The 13787-nt window shown below is 72.3% G+C and carries 13 protein-coding genes and 1 tRNA gene; 9 read left to right on the top strand and 5 right to left on the bottom strand.

The features are described from left to right. The first annotated feature begins 31 nt into the window (after positions 1–31). The 6 genes from HTV45_RS09110 (at position 32) to HTV45_RS09085 (ending at position 3324) form a co-directional block, all read left to right on the top strand. The gene (locus tag HTV45_RS09110) at positions 32–883 is read left to right on the top strand and encodes a helix-turn-helix transcriptional regulator (RefSeq protein WP_215205151.1); all 852 of its coding nucleotides are present in this window, start codon (positions 32–34) and stop codon (positions 881–883) included. Between the two features lie 8 nt (positions 884–891). Further along, positions 892–1095, top strand: a complete 204-nt coding sequence (locus HTV45_RS09105) for a DUF397 domain-containing protein (RefSeq protein ID WP_215205150.1) — start codon at positions 892–894, stop codon at positions 1093–1095. 222 nt (positions 1096–1317) lie between these two features. After that, positions 1318–1998: a DUF2238 domain-containing protein gene (locus HTV45_RS09100; protein WP_215205149.1), complete on the top strand. Its 681-nt coding sequence runs from the start codon at positions 1318–1320 to the stop codon at positions 1996–1998. 169 nt (positions 1999–2167) lie between these two features. Then, entirely contained in the window at positions 2168–2533 is a 366-nt protein-coding gene (locus HTV45_RS09095) for a hypothetical protein (protein WP_215205148.1), read from the top strand. Between the two features lie 133 nt (positions 2534–2666). Continuing rightward, on the top strand, positions 2667–3260 hold the full coding sequence (locus HTV45_RS09090) for a hypothetical protein (RefSeq protein WP_215205147.1): 594 nt from the start codon (positions 2667–2669) through the stop codon (positions 3258–3260). Next, positions 3251–3324, top strand: a tRNA-Lys gene (locus tag HTV45_RS09085). Before HTV45_RS09090 ends, HTV45_RS09085 begins: the two co-directional genes overlap by 10 nt. A 72-nt stretch (positions 3325–3396) precedes the next feature. Here HTV45_RS09085 and HTV45_RS09080 read toward each other — a convergent pair. Then, on the bottom strand, positions 3397–4614 hold the full coding sequence (locus tag HTV45_RS09080) for a M6 family metalloprotease domain-containing protein (protein ID WP_215205146.1): 1218 nt from the start codon (positions 4612–4614) through the stop codon (positions 3397–3399). A gap of 747 nt (positions 4615–5361) precedes the next feature. Between HTV45_RS09080 and HTV45_RS09075 the strand changes: the two genes are divergently transcribed. After that, positions 5362–7257 (top strand): bifunctional diguanylate cyclase/phosphodiesterase, encoded by a 1896-nt coding sequence (locus HTV45_RS09075; protein ID WP_215205145.1) that lies wholly within the window; start codon positions 5362–5364, stop codon positions 7255–7257. Here HTV45_RS09075 and HTV45_RS09070 read toward each other — a convergent pair. The 3 genes from HTV45_RS09070 to HTV45_RS09060 form a co-directional block, all read right to left on the bottom strand. Continuing rightward, a complete protein-coding gene (locus HTV45_RS09070) occupies positions 7233–8333 on the bottom strand; it encodes an LLM class flavin-dependent oxidoreductase (protein WP_215205144.1) in 1101 nt (366 codons plus the stop codon). The two genes, HTV45_RS09075 and HTV45_RS09070, sit on opposite strands and share 25 nt — an antisense overlap. A 721-nt stretch (positions 8334–9054) precedes the next feature. Beyond that, on the bottom strand, positions 9055–9786 hold the full coding sequence (locus tag HTV45_RS09065) for a decarboxylase (RefSeq protein WP_215205143.1): 732 nt from the start codon (positions 9784–9786) through the stop codon (positions 9055–9057). Beyond that, positions 9783–10634, bottom strand: coding sequence for an aspartate/glutamate racemase family protein (locus HTV45_RS09060; RefSeq protein WP_215205270.1), 852 nt, complete (start codon positions 10632–10634; stop codon positions 9783–9785). The genes HTV45_RS09065 and HTV45_RS09060 overlap by 4 nt, the downstream gene beginning before the upstream one ends. Positions 10635–10828: 194 nt before the next feature. Between HTV45_RS09060 and HTV45_RS09055 the strand changes: the two genes are divergently transcribed. Together HTV45_RS09055 and HTV45_RS09050 are read left to right on the top strand one after the other, a co-directional pair. Beyond that, on the top strand, positions 10829–11776 hold the full coding sequence (locus HTV45_RS09055) for a D-2-hydroxyacid dehydrogenase (RefSeq protein ID WP_215205142.1): 948 nt from the start codon (positions 10829–10831) through the stop codon (positions 11774–11776). A gap of 25 nt (positions 11777–11801) precedes the next feature. Beyond that, the gene (locus HTV45_RS09050; protein ID WP_215205141.1) at positions 11802–13208 is read left to right on the top strand and encodes an amidase; all 1407 of its coding nucleotides are present in this window, start codon (positions 11802–11804) and stop codon (positions 13206–13208) included. Here HTV45_RS09050 and HTV45_RS09045 read toward each other — a convergent pair. Beyond that, complete coding sequence (locus tag HTV45_RS09045) at positions 13189–13683, bottom strand: DUF3830 family protein (RefSeq protein WP_215205140.1); 495 nt, start codon at positions 13681–13683, stop codon at positions 13189–13191. The genes HTV45_RS09050 and HTV45_RS09045 overlap by 20 nt on opposite strands. Positions 13684–13787 lie beyond the last annotated feature (104 nt).

Below are 13787 nucleotides of genomic sequence, written 5' to 3'. Positions count from 1 at the left end.
CGACCACAGCCACTGAGGCGAGGAGGAAGCCATGCCGCCCAGACGGCAACCCACCGCGCGCCAGGCACGGTTGGGCACGGAGCTGCGGAAGTTGCGCGAAGCGGCGGGACTCAAGGCCACCGAGGCGGCAGGCCTGCTCGGCGTGAACTCCGTACAGATGAGCCAGATGGAGTCCGGCGTCGCCGGTGTGAGCGAGGAACGGCTACGACGTCTCGCTGCCCACTACGCGTGCTCCGACAGCGAGTTACTGTCAGCGCTCGTGGTGATGGCAGCCGGCCGTACCCGCGGCTGGTGGGAGGAGTACCGGGGCACGCTGCCCAACTCCTTCCTGGACCTATCCGAGCTGGAGCATCACGCCTCCCTCCGGTGGGACGTCGACTTTCTGCACATCCCGGGCCTGCTGCAGACCGAGGACTACGCGCGGGCGCTCTTCTCCTACGTGAGCCCCGACTTCCCCGAGAGCGAGAGGGCTCGTTGGGTGGAGCACCGTATGCGACGCCGCGTTGTCATCGACCGTCCTGATCCGGTGCCGTATGTGGCGGTCATCCACGAAGCGGCTCTTCGTATCCGCGTGAGCAGCCGTCCCGCCTCACGCGCCCAACTCGTCCGCATCGTGGAAGTGTCCGAGGCCGACGCGGTCACCGTTCGTGTCATCCCCTTCGACCTGGACGGTTTCGGCGGGGCCGGAAGCGCCATGGTGTACGCGGGTGGTGCCGTCCCTCAGCTGGACACCGTGGTGCGTGATGGGCCGAACGGCACGGTGTTCATCGACGCGGCGGCACAACTGGGCCACTTTCGAACGCTCTTCCATAAAGTGGAGGCAGCATCGCTCGAACCTGGGCGTTCGCGTGACTTCATCCACCGGCTGGCGAAGGAGCTGTGAAGTCCGTCATGACGACCCCTGACATCTGGAAGAAGTCGTCCTACTCGGGCGGCGGTGAAGGTAACGCCTGCGTAGAGATCGCCCACCGCCACCCCCACATAGCCGTCCGCGACTCCAAGGCCCCGGACCGGGCCACGCTTACCTTCCCCACCACCGCGTTCAGCGCGTTCACCGCCCATCTCGGCAGTCTCAAGGCACCCGACGTGGAATGAACCCGTCGGCAGACGCGGCCGCGAGGCACCCATGTGACGACGTTCGAGCCTGACTCCGGCAGGCCGCCGACCATGCCGACTCGGAGGACCAACAAGGTTCCCTCACAGGGCGGTTGAGTAGCTGTACTTATGCCGGGATGTCAGGGCGCGTTGAGGATGGCGGCACCCCCGGGACGGCTGCGAGAGTCGGACAGTCGGGGCCTTGGAGATGAGGAGCCGCTGATGTCGTCCTTCCCCGCGTCCGTCGGATCACCGGACGGCACACTGTCGATCCCGGACCGTAGTCGCCGTCGACTGCCCGCCGTCCTCGCGGTCCTCGTCGCAGGGGCGCTCGTGGTGTCGGCGTTCGGCGCCAAGGACCCGACGACCTGGGTATTGGAAACGGTGTGGGTGATGGTGGGCCTGCCGATGGCGGTCCTGCTGCGCCGGCGGTTCCCGCTGAGCGGTCTGCTCTGTGGCCTTCTGGCCGTCCACGCCATCGTCCTCATCGTCGGCGGGCACCACACGTACGCGGACGTTCCGGCCGGTGACTGGGTGCGCGACTGGTTCGGCCTGGAGCGCAACCCGTATGACCGCTTCGGGCACCTCATGCAGGGATTCGTCCCGGCGATCCTGGTCCGGGAACTTCTCATCCGGACCTCGCCTCTGCGCGGCAGCCGCTGGCTCGCCCCGCTGACGGTGTGCGCCTGTCTCGCCTTCAGCGCCGTCTTCGAGATGCTGGAGTGGCTCGCGGCCGTGACCGGGGGACAGGCGGCCGACGCGTTCCTCGGGACGCAGGGCGACGTCTGGGACACGCAGTGGGACATGTTCTGCGCCCTGATCGGCGCCACCGCCTCGCTCCTGTTCCTCCGACGCCCGCACGACCGCAGCCTTGCCCGCCTGGAGGTGCCCGCGAAGGCCTGAACGACGCGGCGGCGCATCTGGTCACTTCGGAACGCTCTTCCAGCACGGGGGCGGGGGTGCAGAAGGCCACCCCCCGACCACGGCGTCGACGCCCTCTTGCGCGGGCGCGGGACAATGGACGGTGGCCCGCCTACCGGGGGTCGATCGCGAGGCAAGTGGAGGAGACCTCATGGCGGAGCACGCGCCGCGCCGGGAGCAGCCGCGGCTACGGCCCGCGCCCCTGTTGTTCGAGCCCGCGGAGGCGGCCTCGGATCCCGAGCACTTCTTCGATCTGGAGTCGATCGAGGATCCGCGCGCGCTGCTGGAGCGGGCGACCGAGCTGACGCTCGCCTTCCGGGCCGCCACGGACCGGGCGACCGAGTTCCAGGCGATGGCGGCGGCCCAGCTGGCCGATCCCCGGCGTTTCGACCGGCTGACGACGGCGGACATCGCCGAGCGCGCCGAGTGGACCGAGGACTACGCGAAGAAGATGGTCGAGTTCGGGCGGGAGCTGCTTCGCGGCGGGGACGGGTTGGGGCGCACGGACCCCGCGTGAGCCGCGCGGCGGCGCACGCTCGAACGGGCGTGGCATATGCCGGGTGGGCAGGATACGCGTTCGTCCGGCTACACGTCAGCAGTTCGGGCAACTCTGCGGAACCGTTCCCTCACACACGGTAGATGTATGCGTCATGAGCAGCACACGGAATGTCCCCGACGTCAGCGGTGTCACCCCGGACGGTGCCGCCTGGCTCGCCTCGGCCGGAACGTATCCGCGCAGCACGCTCTCGCTCTGGGGGGAGCGGCCGGGCGCCCCGCTGGTGCTGCCCTGCGGTGTGGTCTTCGACGTGGTGAGCGTCCCCGCGGTCTTCGGGCGGCGGATGCTGGACCGGATGTGGGAGGAGGGGCCGGGCTCCGGTCCGGTGGCCGAGTTCCGCGCGCGGATGCTGCTCTTCGCCCCGCCCGGTACGGCGCAGCGGCTGCCGGCGCTCCTGGAGTGGGAGGAGTGGGGTGCGCGCGGCGCGCGGACGGACGGGGTGCCGCCGCTGCTGTGCCACGGCGCCGGTGACGCGGTGACCGTCCCGGCCCTCGTGCCCGCCGAGCCCGTGGGGCCCATGCCCGCCGCCCGCTGGCTGGTCGCCCCCGATACGCGTCGTCCCTGGCTGCCGGGCCCGGAGGTGCTGCTGTGGGCGGCCGTGCGGGCGGCCCGCGCGGCCGTGCGGATATCGATTTTTCCTCCCCCGGATCGTGGTGCTAATGTCTACGACGTCAGCAGGCGCCGCTAGCTCAGTTGGTTAGAGCAGCTGACTCTTAATCAGCGGGTCCGGGGTTCGAGTCCCTGGCGGCGCACGACATGAGTGAGGCCCCTCGCGCAAGCGGGGGGCCTCACTCATGTCCGGTCGTGCCCGGCCGCGTCCGGATTCATCCCGTGGTGATCTTCACCGTCCAGGCCCCCGAGGCCGTACGGCCCTCGACCTCCACCCGTACGGAGGTACCCGGCACCGTGAAGCTCTCCCCGGCGGCGACCGGCGCGTCGGCGAGCGGTGGGTAGACGGAGTCCTCCCAGCAGGCCTCGGTGTGCGGGTGGGCGTCGATGACCTCGACGGGTCCGCGTCCGGAGCGGGTGTCGGCGCTCACCCGGTAGACCAGCACCCCCTCCCGGCAGGCCGCCGCGTCGTTGCCGACCGGCCCGCGCACCTCGAAGGCGAGCGCGGTGTCGGCGCCGGTGCGGACGACCGCCAGCTTGGTGCCGCGCCCGAGGCCGAAGGACGGCGCGCCCGCCGCGCCGGTCACCGGTGTTCCCGGTCCCGCGCCCAGCGGCTCCAGCGTCAGCCGCACCGGTCCGGCGTCCTGTACGCAGCGCACCTGGCGGGGTTCCAGCCAGCCCAGTTTCCATTTGTGCCAGCCGAAGAGATCCGGCGCGAGCGCGAACTGGCTGCCCATCAGATCCCAGTCACCGACGTGGGTGTCCCAGTCGCCCTTGCCGTCCACCGGGCGGTGGTACAGGTCGGGCAGGTCGAAGACGTGGCCGGTCTCGTGGGCGAGGACGAGCCGGTCCGGGGGGTGGTTCTCGAAGACCGTGACGACCCGGCGGATGTCGGTGCCGTCGGCGCGCAGCGGGCGGTCCAGGTTGACGACCTTGGTGGCGTCGGAGTCCACGCCGGGCGCGTCCGGGTCGGCGACGAGGTAGACGATGTCGTAGCGCGAGTAGTCGACGTACCGGTCGGTGACGGCGAGCGCGTCGCGCAGGTAGGCGGCGCGGTGGGCGACGGTCCAGTCGCGCTGTATGGCGTACTCGGTGGAGGGGCGCGGCATGCGGATCCACTGGCGCAGGGGGTGCGGGCGCAGGGTGAATCTGCCGTAGGAGGCCCGCTGGAAGAAGCGGCTGGTGGCGGGGAAGTGGTCGGCCGCGAGTTCGGCCGGGGTGGTCAGGGGGTGGGAGTCGGGGAAGGAGAGGAACACCATCACCGCGTCCAGGGTCCGGGACGGGCGGGGGTAGGCGGCGTTCCAGGTGTCCAGGCCCTCGGAGTGGTGGGCGTCGGTGCGGGTGAGGGCGCAGGGTGCCGCGGAGAACGGCCCGGTTTCGGAGGGGACGTTCAGCATGGAGGTCGCCGCGAGCGCAGACATGGTGGTGCACATCGCGGCGGTGCTGCGCAGGCGGGGGCGTGCGCCGGGGGTACGGGCCGGCCAGAGCGGTGGCCGGGAAGGGCGGCCGGGGCGCCGGAGCCGTGCGGCCCAACGGGCCGACGGGGCCAGGCGGGCCAGGCGGGCCAGGCGGGCCAAGTGGGCCAAGTGGGCCAGAGGGGCCGACCACGGTCGTGCACCCGATCGGACCGACCACCGCCGCGCACCCGATCGGGCCGGCCACCGCCGCGCACCCGATCGGACCGACCACCGCCGCACATCCGATCGGGCCAGAAGCCGCCGTACACCCGATCGGGTGAGCCGGTGTCGGACAGCCGCACGTGCGAGCCGGCTCCGCAGTGCCTCACGACCGAGTCCTCCCGGGGTGAGCTGACGCGGCACGGGGACCTCCGGGAGACGGTTCGCGGGATACCGCACCCCAGATTGTGATGATTTGTCATACCGCGCTCTGTTCAACTGCACCAGACGGGTGAGAATGGCGGAAACCCGAGCGTGGCCGTACGGAGTCGGGCGGGGTCGACACCTCGTTCACTCACGGAACGTCACAACTGGTCGGAGGCCCGCAGAAGCCGTCCACCCGTGAGCAGAAACGATCGGGCAGAGATGCGGATCCGCACGGAAGACCGGACAGTGACTGGAAGGCCCCGGCGCGGGCCTCTATGATCGGCACACTTCCTGGTACTGAGACTTTCCTGCACGGACAGCGGCGGACAGCGATCGAGTGCACTGCGGGAGCGAGTGGTGAGCGGAACGTCCGAAGGGCCGGCGCCCGCGACTGAACTCGACCGGTCGATCGTCACAGAGAGTGAGATCATCACGTCTGCCGGTACCGAACCCACAGCCCTGCTTTCTCCCCCACCTCTGTCGTCCTCCGCTGCCTCAGCGGCCCCGCCGTCACCCCTCTCCTACCGCTCCGCCTTCGCGGCCGCGCCGCTCGCCATGGCCGTGGTGGACCGTGAGGGCCTGGTGACCGGTGCCAACACCGCCCTCGCCGGGCTGCTGGGCCGCGACCCCGACACGCTGACCGGCGCCGTCGCCGCCGACCTGGTGGACCTGACCTCCGACGCCCGCACCTGGCACGCCTACCGGGAGATGCTGCACGGACGGCGGGCGCGGCTGCGCTGCACGCGCCGGCTGAAGCATCCCGAGGGACACGCGCTCTGGGTGCGGGTGACCGTCGCCCCGCTGCCCGCGGACGACGGGGGCGTACTGCTGTCGGTCGCCGACATCAGCGACCACCGTGAGCTGCAGGAACGCCTGCGGCACGTACGGATGCACGACCCGGTGACCCGGCTGCCCAACCGCACCCTGTTCTTCGAGCGGCTGACGGCCGCGCTGGAGGCGGGGGCGTACGAGGAGAGCGGCACCGGCCGGATCGGGCTGTGCTACCTCGACCTGGACGGGTTCAAGGCCGTCAACGACACCCTGGGCCACCGCGTCGGCGACCAGTTGCTGACCGCCGTCGCCGAACGGCTCGGGCAGTGCGCGAAGGACGCCGCCAGGGCCGGGACGCCGCTGGTCGCCCGGCTCGGCGGGGACGAGTTCGCCCTGCTGGTCGAGGACTCCACCGGAACCGAACAGCTGGCCGATCTCGCCGAGGCGCTGCTCGACGCGATCCAGGCGCCCTTCGACCTCGACGGCCGCAGGCTGTCGGTCTCCGCGTCGATCGGAGTGGTCGAGCGGCATGCCGCCGGGACCACGCCCACCGCGCTGATGCAGGCCGCCGACACGACGCTCTACTGGGCGAAGGCCGACGGGAAGTCCCGCTGGACCCTGTTCGACCCGGAGCGCAACGCCCACCGGGTGACCCGCCAGGCGCTCGCCTCCACGCTCCGTCCGGCCATCGACCGGGGCGAGTTCGCGCTGGAGTACCAGCCGCTGGTGGGCATGGAGGACGACCGGGTGCACGGTGTGGAGGCGCTGGTCCGCTGGAACCACCCGCGGTTCGGCACCCTGACGCCGAATCGGTTCATCTCCCTCGCGGAGGAGGACGGCTCGATCGTGCCGCTCGGCCGCTGGGTGCTGCGCACCGCCTGCCGTCAGGCCCGCGCGTGGCAGATGGAGCACCCGGACGAGCCGCCGATCTTCGTCAGTGTGAACGTGGCGGTCCGTCAGGTGTGGGACTCCGACCTGGTGGCGGACGTCGCCGACATCCTCGAGGAGACCGGCCTCGCACCGCGGATGCTCCAGCTGGAGCTGACCGAGTCGGCGGTGATGGGCTCCTCCGGCCGGCCGATCCAGACACTGAAGGCGCTCAGCGACATGGGCGTACGCATCGCCATCGACGACTTCGGCACCGGCTACTCCAATCTGGCCTACCTCAGCCGGCTGCCCGTGTCGGTGCTGAAGCTGGACGGTTCCTTCGTCCGCGGCTTCCAGATCGAGGACCGTGACGCCCAGGCGAGCCCGGCGGACGAGGCCATCGTCGAGGCGATGGTGCAGCTCGCCCACCGGCTCGGACTCACCGTCACCGCGGAGTGCGTGGAGACCTCGGCGCAGGCGACGAGGCTGCGCCGGATCGGCTGCGACACCGGTCAGGGCTGGCTGTACTCCCGGCCGGTGCCACCGGACCGCATCTCCGAGCTGCTGGGCTCGCCCGGGGTTCCCGGGGTTCAGACCGGCGTGGGCAATCCGTAGGCGTCGGCGATCAGCTCGTAGGAGCGCAGGCGGATGTCACCGCCGTGCGCGTTGGCGGTGAGCATCAGCTCGTCGGCGCCGGTGCGCTTCTGCAGCTCGTCGAGGCCGGTGCGGACCTCGTCGGCGGTGCCGTGCACGACGTTGGCGTTCCAGGAGTCGACGAACTCCCGCTCCGTCGGGGAGAAGTCGTACGCCTCCGCCTCCTGAGGCGTCGGTACGAGCCCCGGGCGGCCGGTGCGCAGCCGGACCATGTTGAGCGCGGCGGCGAGCACCTGGCGGCGGGCCTCCTTCTCGTCGTCCGTCGCCAGCGCGGAGACGCCGATCACGGCGTAGGGCGCGTCGAGGATCCCGCTGGGGCGGAAGGACTCCCGGTAGAGGTCGAGGGCCGGGACCGTGTTCTGCGCCGAGAAGTGGTGGGCGAAGGCGAAGGGCAGGCCGAGCACGCCGGCCAGCCGGGCGCTGAAGCCGGAGGAGCCGAGCAGCCAGACGGGCGGGCGGTGCGGGGACTGCACGCCCCCCGGGGAGGTCGCCTGCACCGGGCCGGGCACGGCGTGGATACGCGCGTAGGGGTGGCCGTCGGGGAAGTCGTCGTCCAGGAAGCGGGTGAGCTCGGCGAGCTGCTGGGGGAAGTCGTCGGCGCCCTCGTTCAGCCGGTCGGTGCGGCGCAGGGCGGCCGCGGTGGCGCCGTCGGTGCCGGGGGCGCGGCCGAGGCCGAGATCGATCCGGCCCGGGGCCAGCGCCTCCAGCGTGCCGAACTGCTCCGCGATGACCAGCGGCGCGTGGTTGGGCAGCATGACCCCGCCGGAGCCGAGGCGGATGCGCTCGGTGTGGGCGGCGAGGTGGGCCAGGATGACCGCCGGGGAGGAGGAGGCCACGCCCGGCATGGAGTGGTGCTCGGCGACCCAGTGGCGGTGGTAGCCGCGGGACTCGGCGAGACGGGCGAGGTCGACGCTGGTCCGCAGGGCGTCGGTGGCGGTCCGGCCGGCGCCGACGGTCACCAGGTCCAGCACGGAGAGCGGGACGGGAGCGGTGCCGTGGGCGGTGCCCCGGATCTCCTCTGCGGGGTCTGCGGGCATGGTGGGGCGCCTCCTGTGGTGTGACGATCGCTGCGTGGCGTAACGGGCGACGGCCCCCCGGATATTCCACACCCCCGCCTCCGGCCTACCGGCCGCCCTGCCGCGTTGCCGCCGTGCCGCCCTGCCGCCCTGCCGCGTTGCTGCCGTGCCGCCCTGCCGCCCTGCCGCCCTGCCGCGTTGCTGCCGTGCCGCCCTGCCGCCGTGCCGCCGTGCCGCCGTGCCGCCCTGCTGCCCTGCTGCGCTGCTGCCCGGCGTACCCGCCGCCCCGCTTCTCCGGTGTACCGGTCGCCCTGTCTTCCGGCGTACCTCAACTCCGCTCACCCGCCGTACCAGCCGACCCCACCGCCCAGGCGTACCAGCCCGAACCCGCTTCCCCGGTCTACCAACCGCCCCCGCCGTACCAGCCGACCCCGCCACCCAGGCGTACCAGCCGAACCCACTTCCCCGGACGACCGGCCGAACCCGCTCTCCCGGCGTACCAGCCGGCCACCCCACCGCCCTCCCCGACCGGTGTGCGTGTCCGGCGATCATGCGATAAGATCGTCCTGCTCGCTGAGGGGTTCGCCCCCGTAAGTGATCACGCGTCGGTGGTCCAAGGAAAGACGCCCCGCTTCCTGCGGGGAGGTGCAGGTGCAAGGCCTGCCCGGCGCTCCACGAGAACCCCGGCCCCGCCTCGGCGGGACCGGGGTTCTTTCATGCCCGGCGCGTGTCCGGTGCGCGGTCAGGCCTGCACGATCGGCTCCCGGGTGAACAGTGCGCCCAGTTGCGGGGCGTTCACGCGGCGGTCGGCCAGGCGCAGGCACTCCCACGCGGAGACCTGGTTGGCGGTGAGGACCGGCTTGCCCAACTCTTTCTCCAGGGCCGGGATGTGGGCGACCGTGTGCAGGGCGGTGTCGGGCAGCAGGAGGGCGTCGGCGTCGGGACTGTCGGCCGCGCGGGCCAGGGCGAACAGTTCCTCCTCGCCCCAGGTGCCGACCTCCGCCGCGGTGATGATCCCGGAACTGCGCACGCCGGTGACCTCCGCGCCGCCGGCCCGCAGGAACTCGGCGAAGAGCAGCGCCACGTCGTCCGGGTAGGTGGCGCCGACGGCGACCCGCCGCGCCTCGATCTCGCGCAGCGCGTGCACGAAGGCGAAGGACGTGGACGAGGCGGGCAGGCCGGCGGCCAGGGCGAGGTTGCGCACCTGCTGGTGGGCGCCGTCCCAGCCGTGGACGAAGCTGCCGCTGGTGCAGGCCCACACCACCGCGTCGGCGCCGGAGAGCCGTAGCTGCTGGAGGCCGGCCGCCAGCCGTTCGGGCGCGCCCATCCGCAGCAGCGCGTCCACCCGGTGGGCGTCCTCGCCGATGTCCGTGTGCACCAGGTCCACCCGGACGTCGCTGCCCAGCAACTGCTCGATGCGCGGATAGTCGTCCTCCGCGGAGTGGCCCGGATAGAGGAATCCCAGTGCGGTCATGACCAGCCTTCCTGCTGCTTCTCTTCCGACACGTCCGGTAAGCCGGGCACGTCCGGCAGTACGGAGCCGGACGTCTGGCCCGGCAGTACGGTCCCGGAGCGCGCCGACGCGTCGATCAGCGCCTGATACGGCCCCACCGCTCGTGTACCCAATCGGCGCAGCGCCGCCCACATGGTCACCTGGTTGGCCGAGATGACCGGGATGCGCAGCTCCGCCTCCAACTGGGGGATGACGTCGTAGGTCGGGAGGTTGGTGCAGGACAGGAACAGCGCGTCGGCCGCGCCGAGCCCTCCGTGGGCCGCCGCCAGCCGGGCCATGTCCACCACCTCGCGGTAGGTGACCTTCCAGATGTGCCGGGTCAGGCCCATGTAGGCGCAGCCGGTGACGGTGACTCCGGCCCGCGCCACGTAGTCCTCCAATGCCCGGGTGACCGACACGGTGTACGGGGTGACCAGGGCGACCCGGCGCACGTCCAGTTCCACCAGCGCTTCGAGGAGTGCGCCGGAGGTCGTGATGGCGGGGACCGCGCCGGCCCGGCTCATCGCCTCGCACATCGCGCGCTCGCCGACGATCCCGCCGACGAAACTGCCCGACGTACAGGCGTAGGCCACGACCTCGGGGGTGACCGCGGTCAGGGTGCGCACGGCGTCGCCGAGGGTCTCGTGCTCGCTGACCAGCCGGGCGAGGTCGAGGCTCACCTCGACCGGCACGTACGGCGTGCGGGTGAGATGCAGTGACACGTCGTCCGGGATCCAGCGCCACAGCTCCCGGTCCAGCGCGAAGTCGAAGGGGGCGACCACACCGACACCGCGCTGCGGGCCGGGGCCGCCGAGAAAGGAGACGTCCATATCAGCACCGGCCTCACGCTGGGAGACGAGCACACAGAGGATCGCGGGAACGCCCGTGTTGACGACGTTAGGTTCGGGTGCGAGCGTGGTCAATCCGCCCGGGTCACCCGCCGGTCAACACCTGGTTAACTCGTCGCGACCGGCCGCCGCCGGGGAGCGGCACGGAGCCGAAGAACCTGGAGGCTGGGCCGCTCATGACCATCCCCACGCTGCTCGTGCTGGACGCCGATCCGCTCCCCCGTCTCGGCCGGCTGACCGGCCGGGTCAGGATCGAGCACGCCGACGCCTCGACCCTCGCCGGCCTGCTGCCGTCCGCGGATGTGCTGCTGGTGTGGGACTTCACCTCGCACGCGGTGCGGGAGGCGTGGCCCGGTGAGGGGCCCCGGCCGCGCTGGGTGCACACGGCGAGCGCGGGCGTGGACCATCTTCTCTGTCCGGAACTCGCCGCCTCCGACACCGTGGTGACCAACGCGCGGGGGGTCTTCGACCGGCCGATCGCCGAGTACGTGGCGGCCCTGGTGCTCGCCTTCGCCAAGGACCTGCCGCGGACGCTGGAGCTGCAGCGGGAGCGGACCTGGCGGCACCGGGAGACGCGCTCGGTCGCCGGGACCCGTGCCGTGGTGGTCGGTTCGGGGCCGATCGGCCGGGCGATCGCCGGCACGCTCGAGGCGCTCGGGGTACGGACCGCGCTGGCCGGACGGACCGCACGGGCCGGTGTGCACGGCCCGGAGGATCTGGACCGGCTGCTGGCCGGCGCGGACTGGGTGATCGCCGCCGCACCGCTGACCGAGGGGACCCGGGGGATGTTCGACGCCCGCCGGTTCGGGATGATGCAGCCGTCCGCGTACTTCGTCAACATCGGCCGGGGGCAGCTGGTCGTGGAGGAGGCGCTGGCCGGGGCGCTGCGCGGGCGGTGGATCGCGGGGGCCGCGCTGGACGTGTTCGAGACCGAGCCGCTGCCCCAGGGCAGCCCGCTCTGGGATGCGCCGGGGCTGGTCGTGTCGCCGCACATGAGCGGGGACACGGTCGGCTGGCGGGACGAACTCGGACTTCAGTTCGTGGAGTTGTTCGAGCTGTGGGCGGCGGGTGAGCCGCTGGCGAACGTGGTCGACAAGCAGCGTGGGTATGTACCCGGTCACTGACGTGCGTACGTGAAAGGGAGGCCGGATGTCCGAGCTCACCGGGCTGACCGCGGTAAGGCTCCTCGACGGTTACCGCGGGGGCGAGTTCGGCCCCGTGGAGGTGACCCGGGCGGCGCTGGAGCGGGCGGAGGCGATCCAGCCCCGGGTGAACGCGTTCGTGCGGCTGTTCGCCGAGGAGGCGCTGGAGCGGGCCGCCGCCTCCGAGGAGCGGTGGCGGCGCGGGGAGCCGTGCGGGCTGCTGGACGGGGTGCCGGTCACGGTGAAGGACATCCTGCTGCTGCGCGGCGCCCCGACGCTGAAGGGCTCGCGCACGATCGACCCGGCCGCGGGCCGCTGGGACGAGGACGCGCCGTCGGTGGCCCGGCTGCGGGAGCACGGGGCGGTGTTCCTGGGCAAGACGACGACCCCCGAGTTCGGCTGGAAGGGGGTGACGGACTCACCCCTCGGCGGGATCACCCGCAATCCGTACGATCCGGCGCGTACGGCGGGCGGGTCGAGCGGGGGCGCGGCGGCGGCCGTGGCGCTGGGCGCGGGGCCGCTGGCGCTGGGCACGGACGGCGGAGGGAGTGTCCGTATCCCCGCCGCGTTCTGCGGGATCTTCGCGCTGAAGCCGACGTACGGGAGGGTGCCGCTGTATCCGGCGAGCGCGTTCGGCACGCTGGCGCACGTCGGTCCGATGACCCGGGACGCGGCGGACGCGGCGCTGCTGATGGAGGTGATCGGCGGGCCGGACTCCCGGGACTGGTCGGCGCTGGGCCCGGCGCCCGGCGCGCTCCCGGAGGGTCTGGCGGGCGGGGTGCGCGGGCTGCGGGTGGCGTACTCGCCGTCGCTGGGCGGGCAGGTGAGGGTGGATCCGGAGGTGGCGGCCGCGGTGCGGCGGGCGGTGGAGTCGCTGGCCGGACTCGGCGCGTACGTCGAGGAGACGGACCCGGATCTCACCGATCCGGTGGAGGCCTTCCACACCCTGTGGTTCGCCGGCGCGGCGCGGGTGACCCAGCACCTCACGCGGGAGCAGCGCGGGCTGCTCGACCCCGGGCTGCGGGAGATCTGCGGGGCCGGTGCCCGGTACTCGGCGCTGGACTATCTGGCCGCGGTGGACGTGCGGATGGACCTGGGCCGCCGGATGGGTGCCTTCCACGACACCTACGACCTGCTGGTCACCCCGACCGTTCCCGTCACGGCGTTCGAGGCGGGCGCGGAGGTGCCGAAGGGGTCGGGCCACCGCCGGTGGACGGGCTGGACGCCGTTCACCTATCCCTTCAACATGACGCAGCAGCCCGCCGCGACGGTGCCCGTCGGCACCGACGCCGCCGGGCTGCCGATCGGCCTCCAGCTGGTGGCCGCCCGTCACCGGGACTCCCTGGTCCTGCGGGCGGCCCACGCACTGTACGAGGCAGGGGTGGCCACCGGCGTCACGCCCGCCGGAAGCTGAGCGTCTCCCCGGCCGCTCCGGTGCGCCACAGGTCGTTGCAGCCCTCCGCCATGGCCGCGAGGCCGTCCACCACCTCGCCCCAGACGATGCCGGGCACCCAGCCGACGTCGCCGTTCAGCAGCAGGTTGTTGCGTTCGTAGAACAGGGCCAGGTCCACCAGGGTGGTGCCGGGGCGGACCTCGCGGTCGTAGCCGTAGGACGTGGTGCCCAACTCGGTCCCGGCGAAGGAGAAATAGCACAGATCGCCCGGAATGGGCGTGACCGTGGGATTCTCCAGCGGCGGCTCGGATGCGGCGAAGGGAGGGAAGAGGGCGTAGATCTCGTTGCGCGCGTATTTGGCGTGGTACACGTCGCCGCCGAGGGGGAGCGCGTCCCAGACGGCCGCGCAGGTGACCGGGGCCCGGTCGTCCAGTAGCCGGGCCGTGCACGTGATTTTGCGCCTGACCAGCGAGACTTCGATGTAGCGATCAGCCATGCCTCCATGGCAGTGCCCCGGGGCCCCGGGGTCAAGGGTGCCGGGCCGAGGTATCGGACTGAAAAAGATCGGCATAACCCCACCGGCTTCGGGTAGCTGCGCGC

Source organism: Streptomyces sp. CHD11 (assembly GCF_018638295.1).
Classification (GTDB): Bacteria; Actinomycetota; Actinomycetes; order Streptomycetales; family Streptomycetaceae; genus Streptomyces.
Note: the sequence above shows the minus strand (reverse complement) of the source record. Positions and strands in the feature narration are given on the sequence as shown.

Excerpts from the sequence above, each read along its gene's own strand:
- HTV45_RS09080 (WP_215205146.1), bottom strand. The coding sequence starts at position 4,614 with ATGTGCACCACCATGTCTGCGCTCGCGGCGACCTCCATGCTGAACGTC.
- HTV45_RS09090 (WP_215205147.1), top strand. The coding sequence starts at position 2,667 with ATGAGCAGCACACGGAATGTCCCCGACGTCAGCGGTGTCACCCCGGAC.
- HTV45_RS09100 (WP_215205149.1), top strand. The coding sequence starts at position 1,318 with ATGTCGTCCTTCCCCGCGTCCGTCGGATCACCGGACGGCACACTGTCG.
- HTV45_RS09055 (WP_215205142.1), top strand. The coding sequence starts at position 10,829 with ATGACCATCCCCACGCTGCTCGTGCTGGACGCCGATCCGCTCCCCCGT.
- HTV45_RS09060 (WP_215205270.1), bottom strand. The coding sequence starts at position 10,634 with ATGGACGTCTCCTTTCTCGGCGGCCCCGGCCCGCAGCGCGGTGTCGGT.
- HTV45_RS09095 (WP_215205148.1), top strand. The coding sequence starts at position 2,168 with ATGGCGGAGCACGCGCCGCGCCGGGAGCAGCCGCGGCTACGGCCCGCG.
- HTV45_RS09045 (WP_215205140.1), bottom strand. The coding sequence starts at position 13,683 with ATGGCTGATCGCTACATCGAAGTCTCGCTGGTCAGGCGCAAAATCACG.
- HTV45_RS09110 (WP_215205151.1), top strand. The coding sequence starts at position 32 with ATGCCGCCCAGACGGCAACCCACCGCGCGCCAGGCACGGTTGGGCACG.
- HTV45_RS09070 (WP_215205144.1), bottom strand. The coding sequence starts at position 8,333 with ATGCCCGCAGACCCCGCAGAGGAGATCCGGGGCACCGCCCACGGCACC.
- HTV45_RS09105 (WP_215205150.1), top strand. The coding sequence starts at position 892 with ATGACGACCCCTGACATCTGGAAGAAGTCGTCCTACTCGGGCGGCGGT.
- HTV45_RS09050 (WP_215205141.1), top strand. The coding sequence starts at position 11,802 with ATGTCCGAGCTCACCGGGCTGACCGCGGTAAGGCTCCTCGACGGTTAC.
- HTV45_RS09065 (WP_215205143.1), bottom strand. The coding sequence starts at position 9,786 with ATGACCGCACTGGGATTCCTCTATCCGGGCCACTCCGCGGAGGACGAC.